13 protein-coding genes are annotated in these 14,959 nt (G+C 51.8%); 11 read left to right on the forward strand and 2 right to left on the reverse strand.

What is annotated here, in order from left to right:
- Positions 1–35 precede the first annotated feature (35 nt).
- From KJS42_RS11180 to KJS42_RS11230, 11 genes are all read left to right on the forward strand, one after another.
- Positions 36–1,253: a sensor histidine kinase gene (locus KJS42_RS11180; RefSeq protein WP_193416040.1), complete on the forward strand. Its 1,218-nt coding sequence runs from the start codon at positions 36–38 to the stop codon at positions 1,251–1,253.
- A gap of 4 nt (positions 1,254–1,257) precedes the next feature.
- Entirely contained in the window at positions 1,258–1,905 is a 648-nt protein-coding gene (locus KJS42_RS11185; RefSeq protein WP_213623016.1) for a response regulator, read from the forward strand.
- Between the two features lie 183 nt (positions 1,906–2,088).
- Positions 2,089–3,513 carry a 3-isopropylmalate dehydratase large subunit gene (leuC, locus tag KJS42_RS11190; protein ID WP_213622868.1) on the forward strand — a complete coding sequence of 475 codons (1,425 nt, stop codon included), beginning with the start codon at positions 2,089–2,091 and terminating at the stop codon, positions 3,511–3,513.
- 24 nt (positions 3,514–3,537) lie between these two features.
- Positions 3,538–4,137, forward strand: coding sequence for a 3-isopropylmalate dehydratase small subunit (leuD, locus tag KJS42_RS11195; RefSeq protein ID WP_193416041.1), 600 nt, complete (start codon positions 3,538–3,540; stop codon positions 4,135–4,137).
- Between the two features lie 235 nt (positions 4,138–4,372).
- Complete coding sequence (locus KJS42_RS11200; protein WP_213622869.1) at positions 4,373–5,887, forward strand: N-acetylmuramoyl-L-alanine amidase family protein; 1,515 nt, start codon at positions 4,373–4,375, stop codon at positions 5,885–5,887.
- Between the two features lie 38 nt (positions 5,888–5,925).
- Positions 5,926–6,534: a GerMN domain-containing protein gene (locus tag KJS42_RS11205; protein WP_213622870.1), complete on the forward strand. Its 609-nt coding sequence runs from the start codon at positions 5,926–5,928 to the stop codon at positions 6,532–6,534.
- 749 nt (positions 6,535–7,283) lie between these two features.
- Positions 7,284–8,741 (forward strand): N-acetylmuramoyl-L-alanine amidase family protein, encoded by a 1,458-nt coding sequence (locus KJS42_RS11210; RefSeq protein ID WP_193416043.1) that lies wholly within the window; start codon positions 7,284–7,286, stop codon positions 8,739–8,741.
- Positions 8,742–8,766: 25 nt separating this feature from the next.
- Complete coding sequence (locus KJS42_RS11215; RefSeq protein WP_213622871.1) at positions 8,767–9,360, forward strand: GerMN domain-containing protein; 594 nt, start codon at positions 8,767–8,769, stop codon at positions 9,358–9,360.
- A gap of 73 nt (positions 9,361–9,433) precedes the next feature.
- Positions 9,434–12,160, forward strand: coding sequence for an S-layer homology domain-containing protein (locus KJS42_RS11220; protein ID WP_244868448.1), 2,727 nt, complete (start codon positions 9,434–9,436; stop codon positions 12,158–12,160).
- A gap of 111 nt (positions 12,161–12,271) precedes the next feature.
- Positions 12,272–12,961: an endonuclease III gene (gene nth, locus KJS42_RS11225; RefSeq protein ID WP_155605275.1), complete on the forward strand. Its 690-nt coding sequence runs from the start codon at positions 12,272–12,274 to the stop codon at positions 12,959–12,961.
- An 18-nt stretch (positions 12,962–12,979) separates the two neighbouring features.
- Positions 12,980–13,255, forward strand: coding sequence for an NAD/NADP transhydrogenase alpha subunit (locus KJS42_RS11230; protein WP_155605274.1), 276 nt, complete (start codon positions 12,980–12,982; stop codon positions 13,253–13,255).
- A 122-nt stretch (positions 13,256–13,377) separates the two neighbouring features.
- Here KJS42_RS11230 and modB read toward each other — a convergent pair whose 3' ends face one another.
- Together modB and modA are read right to left on the reverse strand one after the other, a co-directional pair.
- Positions 13,378–14,052, reverse strand: coding sequence for a molybdate ABC transporter permease subunit (gene modB / locus KJS42_RS11235; protein WP_213622873.1), 675 nt, complete (start codon positions 14,050–14,052; stop codon positions 13,378–13,380).
- 6 nt (positions 14,053–14,058) lie between these two features.
- On the reverse strand, positions 14,059–14,928 hold the full coding sequence (modA, locus tag KJS42_RS11240) for a molybdate ABC transporter substrate-binding protein (protein WP_213622874.1): 870 nt from the start codon (positions 14,926–14,928) through the stop codon (positions 14,059–14,061).
- Positions 14,929–14,959 lie beyond the last annotated feature (31 nt).

The following is a 14,959-nucleotide window of genomic DNA, read 5'->3' on the forward strand; positions in this document are numbered from 1 at the left end:
AGTTGAGGCAGCCAACGTTTGGAGGTCATGCATTTATGTCCATGGGAAAATACGCTTCGAATCTCCGTCCTGCCGTCATTGGAATAGTAATCCTATATTCCATGTATTCGGTGGGTCTGTTTGCAGGCTCCACATCTCAAGTTGCTTTAAATGGGCTCATTTGGCTCCTTTATATCTGCATTCTGTTCATTCCAAAATCAAAGTGGGACCCCAAGCATGCATGGGTGGCTTTCGGTCTGCTCCTGGGCATAACCGGTGTCAATCTTTATTGGTATCATGACCGAGAGCTTGTTTATTTCTTCATCTTCATCGCTTTTTATGCGCTGCTGCGTTTGATTTTGCCAAAACCATTATGGCCGGCACTCTTGACGCTGCTGATTACGGCTGTCCTTTTCATTCGCTTCGGTGCCTTGAACCTTACCGGTATCGTCACCTACATTTCGTTAGCGATCGTGCTATACTCCGTCATTCGCCGGCGCATGATGCGTAAAGAGATGCATGAGCAAAACCTCCGCCATTTGGCAGAGTTGCGGAAGGCCTACGATGAACTCCAGGAGGCGTCCGCGATGTCCATGCGTTTTGCGGTTCTGGAGGAACGCACGCGCATTGCGAGGGATATTCATGATTCTGTAGGACATAGCCTCACGTCCTTGATCGTCCAACTCCAGGCGCTGCGGTACATGGTCCGGCAAGATCCCGGCCTGACGGAGCATACCATTGATGAGATGTTGGCCGTAGCGAGGCAGGGCCTCCAGGACATCCGTAACTCTGTGCACGAGTTGGCGGACGATCCCTCGATATCGGGCAAAGCCGCTTTGAATGCCCTGCTATCTCGAATGGAAGCATCGACGGGCATTCGTTACGTCGTGCATGACGAGTTGCCGGACGGGGAACTGGGGGACGGCATATACGGAATACTGTTTAAAATATTGCAGGAGGCCATTACCAACGTCGTGCGCCATGCGCAAGCAACCGAGGTGGAGGTAAACCTGCGGCGGGATAACCGCAATATCGTGATGAACATTCGGGATAACGGCAAGTTGCAAGCCGGCCAGGCCATCTCCGAAGGATTTGGGCTCAAAACGATGAGAACCCGCGTGGAAGAGAAGGGCGGAAGTTTACAGTTCATGGCGCGGGAATTAAACGGCTTGGAGATTGTCACCAAGCTCCCGGAGTCTCTTGGACAGTTAGACAGGAGCATTAGCAAAACGGAAGATAAGGAGGGTTCCCGTGCCAGAGTCGAACCGAATTAAAGTAATGCTCGTAGACGATCAGAACCTGATTCGTCAGGGCTTCGGCTATATTCTTGGTTTACAGTCCGATATGCAGTTGGTAGGTGAAGCCGGAAACGGAGGGGATGCGGTTAAGCTGGCAGAGGAGCTGCATCCGGACGTCATTCTGATGGACGTGCAGATGCCTTTCATGAACGGTATCGAAGCAACGAGGCGTATTATGGAGCGGCAAACGGGAGTTAAAATCGTCATTTTGACGACTTTTGACGATCAGGACTACGTATTGGAAGGAATTCGTGCTGGCGCTGTCGGCTATCTATTGAAGGATGCGGAAGCAAACGACATGATCGAAGCGATTCGTTCCGCTCATCGCGGAGAAGCTATCTACAGAACGAAATTGGCCTCCGGGGCCCTGCAGGAAGCTATTGCTTCCGCACCGCCGCTAGCTCCTGCCAACGCGCAGACTCTAAAGTTGCTGGAACCGCTGACCGAACGCGAGCAAGAGATTCTGCAGGAGTTGGCTTACGGCCTTCGCAACGAGCAAATTGCGGCGAAGTTGTTTATTACTGAAGGAACGGTGAAATCCCATGTTCATCGGATCTTGCAGAAGTTCGGGTGCGAGGATCGAACGAAGGTCGTCGTGATGGCCCTGCGGGGAGGATTGGCAAAATGACCGGTCCCCCTTGTTTTTTGCACTGCTTATAAGTTAAACCTATTACATTTATAGATATTATATCTTGGAACAATTAACGCGATCATGTTATATTGATTTCAACATTCAAGGCGGCAGGGGCGGTCAACGCGACGTGCTTACGTCTTGATCATTGGTACGAATCCTTGTGTGGGGTGAATGAACATGAGCAGCAAAAAGACAATGTATGAGAAAATTTGGGATAACCACGTAATTCATCAAGAGGAAGGCAAACCTAGCATTCTTTATATCGACTTGCACCTCGTACACGAGGTAACTTCTCCGCAGGCATTTGAAGGACTTCGTCTCAGCGGCCGCAAGGTACGCCGTCCGGAATTGACTTTCGCTACGATGGACCATAACGTTCCAACCAAAGATCGCTTTAACATTTCCGATCCGATTTCCAAACAGCAAATTGACACGCTGTCCCAGAACTGTCGTGATTTCGGCGTTACTTTGTATGATCTTGACACGATCGATCAAGGCGTTGTCCACGTCATGGGTCCGGAGTTAGGGCTGACACATCCCGGCAAAACAATCGTTTGCGGTGACAGCCATACGTCCACGCACGGCGCATTCGGCGCGCTTGCTTTCGGGATTGGTACGAGTGAAGTGGAGCACGTATTGGCCACGCAATGTCTCCAACAAGCCAAAGCGAAAACGCTGGAAGTTCGTTTTGTCGGCAAACGCAAACCGGGCGTGACCGCGAAGGATATGATTCTCGGCGTAATTGCGAAATATGGCACGGACTTCGCTACGGGTTATGTCATCGAGTATACGGGTGAAGCAATCCGCGAATTGTCGATGGAAGAGCGGATGACGGTTTGTAACATGTCGATTGAAGCTGGGGCAAGAGCAGGCTTGATCGCACCGGACGATACAACGTTTAACTATTTGCGCGGCCGCGAGCACGTTCCTCAAGGCGCGGCGTTCGAACAGGCGGTAGCCGAATGGAAGAACCTTGCTTCCGATGAAGGAGCGGTTTATGACCGCGTCGCAGAATTTGACGTCGATTCGCTGATTCCGCAAGTCACCTGGGGAACGAGCCCGGGGATGGGGACGGGGATTAACGGTACAGTGCCGAACCCGGCTGACTTCGCGACAGACAATGAACGGAAGGCCGCTGAGAAAGCGGTAGAATATATGGGCTTGACGCCAGGTACGCCGATGACGGATATCGCCATTGACTATGTCTTTATCGGTTCCTGTACGAACGGCCGGATCGAAGACCTGCGTGCGGCGGCGGAAGTCGCTAAAGGCTACAAGGTCTCGGATAAGGTAACGGCGATTGTCGTTCCAGGTTCGGGCCGCGTGAAGCTGCAAGCCGAACAAGAAGGCCTCGACAAGGTGTTCGTAGAAGCGGGCTTCGAATGGCGTGACGCAGGCTGCAGCATGTGCCTCGCGATGAATCCCGACGTCCTGCAGCCAGGACAACGGTGCGCCTCCACCTCCAACCGTAACTTTGAAGGACGGCAAGGGCGCGGCGGCAGAACGCATCTGGTTTCTCCAGCCATGGCGGCAGCGGCGGCGATCAAAGGTCATTTCGTTGACGTACGTGACTGGGAAATCAAAAGCGAAGTCCTGAGCTAATCAAGGAAAAGGGGAGAATCGACGATGGAAGCATTTGTGAAACATACCGGTGTCGTAGGTCCGGTGGATCGCGTGAACGTGGATACCGATGCAATTATACCGAAGCAATTTTTGAAACGGATTGAACGGTCTGGATTTGGCCAATTTCTCTTCTACGAATGGCGTTTCGACACGGAAGGAAACGTCAATCCCGAGTTCGAATTGAACAAACCGCGTTACGAAGGCGCATCCGTGCTCATCTCGCGTGTAAACTTCGGGTGCGGCTCCTCGCGGGAGCATGCCCCGTGGGCGATCCTGGACTATGGGTTCCGTTGCGTGATCGCACCGTCCTTTGCGGATATTTTCTACAACAACTGCTTTAAGAACGGCATTTTGCCCATCAAGTTGTCGGAAGAACAGGTAGAGGAATTGTTTCAGCGCACGGCAACTCATGAAGGCTACAAGTTAACGGTCGATCTGGAGCAAAAAACGATCCTTGATGAGTACGGCTTGAAATTGAGTTTTGATCTGGATGAGCATCGCCGCCAATTTTTGCTGCAGGGCTTGGATGACATCGGTTTAACGCTCCAGCATGAGGATTTGATTGCGGCATACGAGAAGAAAAAGTTTGCGAACATGGCTTAAACCGTCTGAGTTTGGCGAGAAGTCCCGGCTGCGATGAGCAGTTGGGGCTTTTTTTTGTCATTCTATGAAAATATGAGTCTATCAGGGCCGCGGTTTTTCTGATATTATGGAAGTAATTAGCAACGTTCTGGGAATGTTGGCGTTTACATAAGAGTCGCTGGACTGCTATAAGGGACGCATCCGCCAATGAAGTTCTAGATTCGGCAAAATACGAGGGTGGGGTAGGGATTAACGAATGAAGAAACTCGGCTTGATCATGTTTATGTTGGTTGGCTTACTGGTTTTCCCGGGTTTGGCGAAAGACGCCTACGCGGCCTCATCGGGAACCTCCGAGACGCATATTGTATTGGACGGCCAAGAATTGCAGCAGCCTGTAGGCGCTCAGGCCGGCATCGTGGGAGGCAATGTGATGGTGCCGCTGCGAGTGGTTGCTGAGGGGTTGGGTTACCAAGTCGCCTGGGAGAAGAAGAGCGGGACGATTACCATCTCGCAGGAGGGGACGGAACTCAAGCTCACATTAGGCAAAAATGCGGCTTCCGTCGACGGCCAGACGGTTAAGCTGAATAGTGCCCCCTATCTGCAGGGGGACTCTACGCTCGTACCGCTGCGCTTTGTCGGAGAGCAGATGGGCATGCAGGTCAGTTGGGACAATGCAACCAAGTCCGCTTACTTAACCAGTCCGGCAGGAGGTTCTGCAGGTGGTGTTGTTCCTGGCACGGGAAGTCAGTCTCCTGATCAGGAAACCCCAGTCTCCGTTCCGTCAGGGCAGCCGGCGGCTGGGGATGACGATACATACGTTCCAGGGACACCAACCGGGAACCAGGCTGAGGTCCCAAATGCGTTGATCCAGGGCATCAGCTTTAGCGAAAACCGCTTGATGTTTGCCGTATCCGGCAGCGTAACTCCTAACGTATTTAAAATGAGCGGTCCTGATCGGATCGTTGTCGACATTCCAAACGCTGATTTTGCTCCTACTTTTGGGGAAGTTCAACCGCTCGACGTCAGTCGGAAAGGTCAAATTGCGGTTAGCGATTATCCGGACGTATCTCAAATCCGTTACTCCCTGTTCAGTACGGCACCGTCTACGATACGGATCGTGATTGACTTGAACCGGAACGTAGAGTTCAAGGTAACCAATCTGGACGATGGTCTTGTAACCGTTGACTTGACGTCAGGGGTCACTGTTCCAGGCATCGGGATAGGCGGGACCGGCAAACCGGTTGTCGTGATCGACGCGGGTCATGGCGGGAGCCAGCCTGGAGCCATCAGCGTGACCAAGAAACAGGAGAAGGAATTCACCCTTGGCGTAGCGTTAAAAGTCGAGGCACTGCTTCGGCAGGAAGCGAATCTGGATGTGGTGATGACTCGTACGACGGATGTTACGATGTCGCTGCAGGATCGAGTAAAGGTCGCCAATGACATCGGGGCCTCGGTGTTCGTCTCTATCCATGGAAACAGCATTGATCCCCCAAGTAACCCGAGCGGTTCGGAAACGTATTATACCCGGGACGAGAGCATTCCGCTTGCCAACGTCATGCATCGGCATTTGGTAAACGCGACGGGCCTATCCGACCGGGGCGTCAGAAAGAGCAGTCTGCATGTCACCCGAGAAACAAAAATGCCGGCGGTCCTGCTTGAGGTTGGATATCTTAGCAACAAGACCGACGCAGGCCTGATGTATACCGAGGAATTCCAACAACGCGTTGCAGAGGGCGTCGTCGCGGGTATTAAAGAATATCTGGGCCTATGACAGACGAAAGAGGCCGAATCGACAAGGGGGCAAGCGGCATGAGAAAAATAGCGATTTTACTGGCGATGGTCGCCATGTTGGGGGTTGCCGCAGGATGCGGGAACAAGCCGGTGGCTTCGCCTCCGGATAACGGGAATGAAGTGGACGCTGCACTGAGCAGCGGTGCGCAGGGAACCGAGCTACAGGAGGTTCAACAGAGTGGAAGCGGTGCTGATGAGACGAGTGCTGCAAACGCCGATGCGCCAGAGGCGGAGGTGGAGAAGTTGACCATACAGGTTTATTATACCGACGATAACCTAATGGACTTGAAGCCAAAATCTCGCGAGATCGAATTTACGGCGGATCGGAGCAAATACGAAAGCGCCTTTGAAGCGCTGCAGAAGGCGGACGACGGCCTTCTTTCTCTCTGGGAGAAGGTGGTCCTGAACACGGTGAAGTTTGATGAAACGAGCGGACAATTAAATCTCGATATCAGCCTGCCGGACGAAGCTCGCCTCGGCGCAGGCGGGGAATCTCTGGCCCTCGAAGCGCTGAAGAATACGATGTTCCAATTTGACGAAGTCAAGCAAATCGAGTTGACTTTGGACGGGGCGCAGGTCGAATCGTTGATGGGCCACGTCGATCTGGAGCATCCGATGAGCCGGTAGAAAGCTGTGTTGCTGCCGAGTAACTGAATAGAAGAGCGCGGGAAGGCCGCCGCGTAAATGTTCTTACGATCGCTGTTGCTCGCGGATTTCTTGATTCTGTAGATTCAGGAGTTGTATAAATCCGCTCGCAAAGGCGACCACTATCTTTTCTTCAGAATCATTTCACCCTCTGGCCTTTAGCGCTCTTTTTTTGCGTTGGGGCACTCTCTGGCTGCTACAGGCGGTATGGAGAGGAGCATAATCCCGTCAACTCGGTTGAACCTGAGTTAACGGGATAATGATCAAAGAGCGCGCAGCGGGAGTTTGTAACGGACCGGAGGGCCGTTATTCCGCCATTTCCCGAGGTTTTCCCAACGTAACGGACTCCAACGGCGCTATTTTGACCTTTTTGTACCTATCCGGTTTAGAATCCGGCTAATAAGGTCATCTCAGTCCGTTACATAATGAGTTAACCGAATTCATCGCAAATAACGGCCCTGAAGTCCGTTAGCCGACGAAATTAGCCCGATCGATCGAGAGTCAAGGATCTGTCGGGTTCTTTTGTGCGTGTGATCGAGGCCCACTTCCGCTTTTAGGAAAGTCAGGATTTTCGTAGGAAGCTCTGGCAAATGTTAAGCAGAAAAATGCCATTTTTTCGCAACTTTCCATGGCTTTTGGCGTCTAATATGTCGTCTGGTGATGTCGAAGCGCAATAAAGAAAACTCATCGGTCATCATGAGGCAAAAATTCTAGGATGGTAGGGGTGACGGATGAAGAAAAAAGGTTTGGCGGCGCTCGTGTTCGCCTGGATGCTGCTGATGGTGATGGCGCAGACAGGACAAGCAGCGCCTGGCAGTACGAGTATTTATCTGGATGGGAAAGCGCTCGCTTTACCCGAAAACGGACAAGTCCAAAATGTGAATGGAAATGTGATGATTCCAATTCGTGTCGTCGCGGAGGAGCTGGGTTTTGACGTCAACTATGAGAAAAAGACGAGCACGGTAACCATAAAGCAATCGGGTACAACGCTTATTCTCAACGTCAATAAAACAACCGCTTCCGTCAATGGAAGTGAAGTTAAGCTGCCTATCGCACCTAAGCTTGCCGAGGACACGACGCTCGTTCCGATGCGTTTTGTCGGAGAGCAGATGGGGCTGAAGGTGTCTTGGGACAACGCAGCTAAATCTGCTTACTTAACATCGTCAAGCTCCGGGAGCGGAAGCGGAAATGCCGGAAATGCTGGATCTGGCACCGACAGCGGTACAGGAACGGACGGACAGCAACCGGGAACGGTTGTGCCTCCGGTCGATCCCGCCGAGTTAGCGAAGGTTACGGGGATCGGGTTCAGCAACAATAGCCTGATGATTGCGGTTGATAAGAACGTGACGCCGAGCATTTTTACAATGAGCGGTCCGGAACGGTTAGTGATCGATCTTCCGCAAACGCAATTTGCTGAAACATTGGCTAATGGAGCGCCTCTTGACGTTAACAAAAGTGGAGCCATTGAAGTAACGGATTATCCCGATGTTTCCAAAGTCAGATACGCGCTGTTTAGCAGTAATCCATCGACCGTACGAATCGTACTGGATTTGAACCATAAGGTAAATTATGAATTGGTTAACGATAACGACGGATTGATCTTCGTTAACTTGAATATGGATCCTAGCCAAGGAGGAAACTCCGGCGGCGATGGGAAGAAGACGGTTGTGCTGGACGCCGGTCATGGAGGAAGCGATCCAGGGGCGATCAGCGTCACGAAGAAGAAGGAGAAGGACTTTAACCTTGCCGTGGTTCTGAAAGTGCAGAAGCTGCTGCAGAACGATCCTAACATCAACTTGGTGCTGACGCGCGAAAGCGATACTTATCCGACCTTGCCGGACCGGGTAAAAATTGCCGAAAACGTAGGTGCGGACATTTTTATATCCGTACACGCAAATTCGGGTTCCGCCTCGGCCAGCGGCGTAGAGACCTATTATACTCGGGCTGCAAGCCAGGATTTGGCTAAGGTTATGCATAAGCATCTGGTCCAAGCCTCCGGTTTGGCCGATCGCAAGGTCCGTACGCAAAGCTTGCATGTGACCCGGGAAACCACCATGCCGGCCGTGCTGCTCGAATGCGGGTACTTAAGTAACAAAAACGATGATGCGTTGCTAGCAACGGACGAATACCGCAGCAAAGTCGCCCAAGGCATCGCGGACGGCATCAAAGAATATCTCGGCCTTCAGTGATCGCCGGGCGAAGGAGGAAGTAACCATGATCAGAAAAAGTTACCTCATGGGAGTTTTGGTTCTTCTGCTCGCCTTGAGCAGCGGCTGTGGGCAAAAACCGCAATCGGCTCCTAACGCGGGAGCGGGAAACGCTGAGACAAACCAGGAGAACGTACAGGCTCCGAACACGGCTTCGCCGCAGAATACAGATTCGTCGCAAGGAGCAGGCGGGGCGAACCAGCCACAGCAGATCACGGAAAAGATCGAAACGTATTTTACTGATGATCAGATGCTGGAGTTAACCCAAGAAAGCCGTGAAATCACCTATCAGGCAGAAGCTGATAAATATTTGGAGGCCCTCAAGGCGTTGCAAACCCCGAGCGATACCAAACAGTTCTCGCTGTGGGGAAAAGTCGAGTTTCATTCCGCCGATTTCAAGGACGGAACCGTAACCGTCGACTTGGCGCTGCCCGATGAAGCGCGCCTTGGTGCGGGCGGGGAGGCGCTGGCTCTCGATGCGTTAAAAAACACCTTGTTCCAATTCGATGAGGTTCAGGCGATCGATGTCCTGGTGGATGGAACTCCCGTCGATACGTTGATGGGACATGTCGAACTGACGCATCCGTTGTCAAGAAATTAAGGATTCGGGGAGGAACTCACCTGTCCGCCGTCGAATGGGTAGAGAGATCTTTTTTGTAGAAAGGAAGAATTTGATGGCATCCTATAAACGCACGTTTACACGCAGTACCCAAAGAGCAGTTTCCGCCATGCTGGTTACGGCCATGTGTTTGGGCGGAACTACGGCGGCATTTGCCGAAGAAACGACAACGGTCAACACCTCGCAAAACGTCGCTGCTGTATCTTTGTTCAGTGACGTACAGAACGGATTCTGGGCGGAGAAACATATATACAAACTGGCGTCTGAGGGCATTCTTCTCGGCGATGCCGGCAGATTCCGGCCAGGCGATAGCGTAACTCAACAGGAAGCCATTACGATGGCTGTCCGGTTCATGAACCTGGATTCTCAGTTGGGCAGCGGGTCTACCGCTCCTGCAGATCTTAAGGTCGGCAATTATTTTAAACCTTATTTGGAACTGGCACTATCCAAGAAATTGATTGACAAAAATGAAGAGGTTGCTGTCACGAAAGAAGGCGAATCCTGGGGCGAGAAGAAGGCCTCGCGGGAATGGATTGCCAAAATTCTGGTACGTTCTCTGGGCAAAGATGCGGAAGCCAAAGCATCGGCTGCGATGTCAACCGGCTTCGCCGATCAATCGAGCATCTCCGCGAACGCGCGCGGCTATGTCAATGTTGCGGTTCAGTTGAATCTGACCAAAGGGGTGGAAGGCAACCGTTTTGATCCGCTCGGCAAAGTCACCCGCGCTCAGCTCGCTACCTTCTTCAGCCGTGGCGGCGAATACGTGAACCCGGGTTACGCTAACGTCTATGAGGGGATCGTAACCCAACTGACCGACAGCAAGCTGACTTTGTATACGAACGGTCAAATGAGAAGCTTTTCGCTGGACAACCGTTCTGTCTATTTTACGAAGGATTCCGAAGTGAGAACGACCCAAAGTGCTTTGAAGCTGTACACCAAATTGCTAGTAGTAGATAAAGTGGGCTCGGCTGCTTATGTGGAAGTGACGGATGCGAACCAGCAGTTGGAGAGTGTCGAAGGAACTCTGCTTCGGGTGCTAACGAATAACCGTTTGCTTCTGTTGGTGAATAATGATTCGGTGACTTATACCTATGACGCAAATACCAGTTTCCTTGACCAAAACGGCAATGCCATCAAAGCAAGCGACCTGACGTCTGAGAGCACCGTAGTTGTACAGCGTGAAACGTTCACGGCAGAGAAGAAGCCGGTGATCGTTCAGGTGAAATCGGCGTTGGTGGATAAGACAAGCAGCGGTACGGTGTCGAAGGTGGATCTGACCGCGAAAACCGTAACGATCAAAGCCGCCAATGGGGCGGAAGAGACGTATAAATTTGATAACAATACGATTTTGCTGTACCAAAACCAAAGACTCAATACGATGGGCGAAGTGAATTCAGGGGCATCCGTGACCTATACGGTGAAGGATAGTGTCTTGACATCCCTTGAAGTCACCCAGGCAACGGAACGTACGGTAACCGGTACCTTGCTGGATCTCGTAGGCGATACGCTGCTCAGCTATACGAATGCGGGAGGACGCGACGAAATTAAGCGGCTAGCGAAGAACGTTACCGTGCAAATTAACGGGATCGCGGATGCGGGCCTGGACGATCTCATTACCGACACAAAAGGCGGGGACAAAGTCGAAATGACCCTGAACCCGGATGACGAAGTCACGAAGATCGTTGTCACCGGACGGCAGTCCGAACAGCTGGCGAACGCTTCCGTCATCAACTATGATGCGAAAACGAAGGCGCTCACTGTGATGGATGCCGCGGAAAAACCGTATGTATTCGTAATCGATGACAAAACGAAATACACCTATAACACGACAACGCCAACCTTGTCCGGTCTGGAAGCATTGCTGTCCAAAGGTCGTAGAGTCGATCTGACGGTCGTTGGTTCGCGTGTGGTGAACGTGGAAGTGACGTACAAATACGAGGGCACTTACGTTTCGGCCAATACTTCGACGAAGAAGATCACGATCTTGCTGGGCAACGGAAAAACCGTGGAAATCCCTTATCAAGGAACAACGCCGTCGATCAGCATTTATGGCAAAGCAAGTGCAACGTTGGCCGATATCAAGGCTGGGGACCCAGTAACCGCGATGTTGACGGCAAACCAGGATGCCTTGCAAACCTTAGCAGTGAAGAGCTCTATTCAATTCGAAGTCGCTTCGATAAATACGGCGAACAGCCGCATTCGGGCAACGGCGAACGGGGTGACTAGCGAGTTCTATGTCGATCAGGCCGTATTGCTTGGCGAAAACGGCGGAGCGATCAAAGTCAGCGATCTGAAGGTAGGACAAACGATCAACGTTACGTTTAATGGACAAACGGCTGTCTCGCTGCAAGTCGTGAAGCTGACCTTAGGTAAGGTTCAAAGCGTCGATGGTTCGTCGTTAACGGTGAAGTCTTTTGCCGGCAACATGGAGACCTACTCCCTGGCAAGCGGCGTGAAAGTTCAACGGGGTACCGAGATCAGCACGAGCACAACTTCGCTCACGACCAGCGATCATGTTGAAGTACGTAAGGACACGAATGGCGCGGTCGTGATCAAAGTATTAACCCCGCAGGAACGCAAGTTTTCCCGTTATGATGGGGTTGCCAAAGAAATTATCGTCTTGCGATCCAGTACGTCGGACAACAATTATCGTTTTGCCGTAACGGCAGACACCTATATTCACCAAGGCGACACGACAATATCCGTGCAATCCCTCCAGAATAATGATAAAATTGTTTTGTATTTCAACGGAGACAAGCTGGTTGAAATCGAAAAACAATAATCATTTTTCGTGAGATCAACCGTCTTGATGCGGGATGTTTCCCGGATCAAGGCGGTTTTTTCGCGGATTAATCCGAGCTGCCAGCCGGGCCTCCAGGAAAGGAGTGGAGACATGAACGCGGCTGACGTCCGCCATATTTTAGACACCATCGGTGCCATGTTTCCGGATGCGCGTTGCGAGTTGAACCACGAGAATGCCTTTGAACTTACGATTGCTGTGCTCCTGTCCGCGCAATGCACCGACGCAACCGTGAATAAAGTCACGGCCGATTTGTTTCAAAAGTATAAAACGCCCGAGGATTATGTTTCGGTTCCGTTAGAAGAGCTGGAACAGGATATCCGGAAAATCGGCTTGTTCCGCAGTAAAGCCAAGCATATTCAAAACCTGTGTCATATTTTGCTGGAGCGTTACGGCGGTGAGGTTCCGCGGGAACATGAGCAATTGGTTGAGCTTCCTGGTGTGGGGCGAAAAACGGCAAACGTCGTCGTATCGAACGCCTTTGACGTTCCGGCCATTGCCGTAGATACGCATGTGGAGCGTGTCAGTAAACGACTAGGTTTGGCTGGATGGAACGACTCCGTTCTTGAAGTGGAGAAGAAACTGATGAAGCGGGTCCCGAGGGATGAATGGACATTAACCCACCATCGCTTGATCTTCTTCGGTAGGTACCACTGCAAGGCGCAGAACCCGAAATGTGAAGTCTGCCCGCTGCTTGACGTATGCCGGGAGGGCAAGAAACGTATGAAAACGCCGCAAAACAGAAAAAATAAGAAAAATGCGGCAAAAAAAGATAACCCATAGGTGAGGATGAGAGACCCCATGAGATGCATTTCTGTGTATACCGATAACTTTGAACAGTTCTCGGACGTGTTTGAGCAAGTGATCGATTTGAAGCTAGGCGAAAACGACGAGCGTGAGGTTGAAGGCTTGGTTGTCAGCGATTCCGGCGAGGTACCTGAGCATTATTTGGAACGGATGTCCGTTAAACCGGAAGTCGTTGTGATGAAGGATAAGACCAGAGGCATCACGATATTACAGCACGGCAAAGTCTTTGAAATCTTGCTTCCAACAGAAACGGCGGATGTCGTTAGTTAAATCGAGCGATGAAGTTGCTCGAAACGAAGAATAGATAAGAAATCCCCTCGGGAGGACGTGTTATGAACACGCCAGACCGCAGGGGATTTTTGTCGTTCTGCAACCAAGGAGCCTTGGCTCGTCTATTCGGTTTTAAGGCGGGAGGAGATCCATAGCAGGCCGAAGGACAACAGGATGGTGCAGCCCGTAAGGGCCCAAGCCAGTTGGAGATTCCCGGCATCAACGGCAAAATAGATGGCCGTTGGAATCGTTTGGGTCCGGCCGGGGATGTTGCCGGCGATCATCATCGTCGCTCCAAATTCGCCGAGCGCGCGGGCGAACCCGAGTATAAACGCCGATTGCAGTGAACGGGAGGCGAGGGGCAGCACAATATAGGCAAGCACTTGCCATTCCCGGGCTCCCTGCGAACGAGCGGCGTCTTTCAGTTCTTGATCCACCGCTTGAAAGCCGGACTTCAGCGACTGATAAATTAGCGGAAAGCTGACGACGGCTGCAGCGATCACTGCACCGAGCGGCTGGAACACGAAGCTCAAGTGCAACAGAGATTCCGCGGCTTGCCCGATCCAGCTGTTCTTGCCCAGCATCACGAGCAATATAAAACCGACAACGCTAGGCGGCAGGACGAGCGGAAGAAGAAAGATGGTTTCCACCAGCGTTTTCCCGTAGAAGGCGGCGGTGGACATGCGCCATGCCATTAAAAGGCCAGTCAAAAAGGCGATGACCGTGGCAGCTATAGACACTTGCAATGATAATCCAACCGGCTCCAGGAAGGTTTCCGGAATCCCTATTGCGTTCATAGGCGATTACTCCGCTGGGGTAAACCCGTATGTGCTAAACACTTGCCGGGCGGGGTCGCTTAATAAGAAGTCGTAAAGTGCTTTGGCTTCATCCGGATGACCACTGCCCTTGAGGACACCGATCGGATATTCAATCGGGTCATGGCTTTCGGCTTCTGCGCTTAGCGCCACCTTCACCTTATCCGAAAGGGCAGCGTCGGTTTTGTAAACGAATCCGGCGTCGACGTTGCCGGTTTCCACATAGGATAAGACTTGTTTGACGTCCTTGGTCAACACTAGCTTGGATTGCAATGAATCCCAAAGTTTATGGTAATTAAGAGTCTGTTGCGCGTATTTCCCGGCCGGAACAGATTCAGGGGTGCCGATGGCGATATCGCCGAGTTTTGCTAGATCTTCCATTTTTTCAATTTGTACGGAGCCATCCTGAGGAATAACCAGCACAAGTTCATTGGTCAATAGGTTGGTTGTTAGACGGTCATCCATTAGGCCTTTTTCGATCAAAGCATTCATCTGCTTGGTCCCGGCGGACAGGAACAGATCAGCCGGGGCGCCTTGTTCGATTTGCTGTTGAAGCGTTCCGGAGGCGGCGTAGTTAAAAGTTAGCTTCACATGGCTGTGCTCGGCCTCGTATACACTCTTGAGTTCATCAAGGCTTTCGGTTAAGCTGGCAGCGGCAGAGACGAGCAGTTCGACCTGCTCAGCCGGTTCGGACTTGTCCTCAACCGATGTTGGTGAGTTGTTGGCCGCGTTGCTACCTTCGGCACTGACGGAAGGAGCCTTGTTGGGCGAAGCCGAATTGCTGCCGCATCCGGCGGATAGGAGCAGGATAAGGACGGTGAGTACGGCCAAAAAGGGCAGCTTCATCCATTTGTGCATAGGTATTCCCTCCTCGGTTATATCTAATTAT

It is taken from the genome of Paenibacillus sp. J53TS2 (genome assembly GCF_018403305.1).
GTDB classification, from domain to species: Bacteria; Bacillota; Bacilli; order Paenibacillales; family Paenibacillaceae; genus Fontibacillus; species Fontibacillus rhizolycopersici.

Excerpts from the sequence above, each read along its gene's own strand:
- KJS42_RS11200 (WP_213622869.1), top strand. The coding sequence starts at position 4,373 with ATGAAGAAACTCGGCTTGATCATGTTTATGTTGGTTGGCTTACTGGTT.
- KJS42_RS11210 (WP_193416043.1), top strand. The coding sequence starts at position 7,284 with ATGAAGAAAAAAGGTTTGGCGGCGCTCGTGTTCGCCTGGATGCTGCTG.
- KJS42_RS11180 (WP_193416040.1), top strand. The coding sequence starts at position 36 with ATGTCCATGGGAAAATACGCTTCGAATCTCCGTCCTGCCGTCATTGGA.
- KJS42_RS11185 (WP_213623016.1), top strand. The coding sequence starts at position 1,258 with ATGCTCGTAGACGATCAGAACCTGATTCGTCAGGGCTTCGGCTATATT.
- KJS42_RS11215 (WP_213622871.1), top strand. The coding sequence starts at position 8,767 with ATGATCAGAAAAAGTTACCTCATGGGAGTTTTGGTTCTTCTGCTCGCC.
- KJS42_RS11205 (WP_213622870.1), top strand. The coding sequence starts at position 5,926 with ATGAGAAAAATAGCGATTTTACTGGCGATGGTCGCCATGTTGGGGGTT.
- modA (WP_213622874.1), bottom strand. The coding sequence starts at position 14,928 with ATGCACAAATGGATGAAGCTGCCCTTTTTGGCCGTACTCACCGTCCTT.
- modB (WP_213622873.1), bottom strand. The coding sequence starts at position 14,052 with ATGAACGCAATAGGGATTCCGGAAACCTTCCTGGAGCCGGTTGGATTA.
- KJS42_RS11220 (WP_244868448.1), top strand. The coding sequence starts at position 9,434 with ATGGCATCCTATAAACGCACGTTTACACGCAGTACCCAAAGAGCAGTT.
- KJS42_RS11230 (WP_155605274.1), top strand. The coding sequence starts at position 12,980 with ATGAGATGCATTTCTGTGTATACCGATAACTTTGAACAGTTCTCGGAC.
- nth (WP_155605275.1), top strand. The coding sequence starts at position 12,272 with ATGAACGCGGCTGACGTCCGCCATATTTTAGACACCATCGGTGCCATG.
- leuC (WP_213622868.1), top strand. The coding sequence starts at position 2,089 with ATGAGCAGCAAAAAGACAATGTATGAGAAAATTTGGGATAACCACGTA.
- leuD (WP_193416041.1), top strand. The coding sequence starts at position 3,538 with ATGGAAGCATTTGTGAAACATACCGGTGTCGTAGGTCCGGTGGATCGC.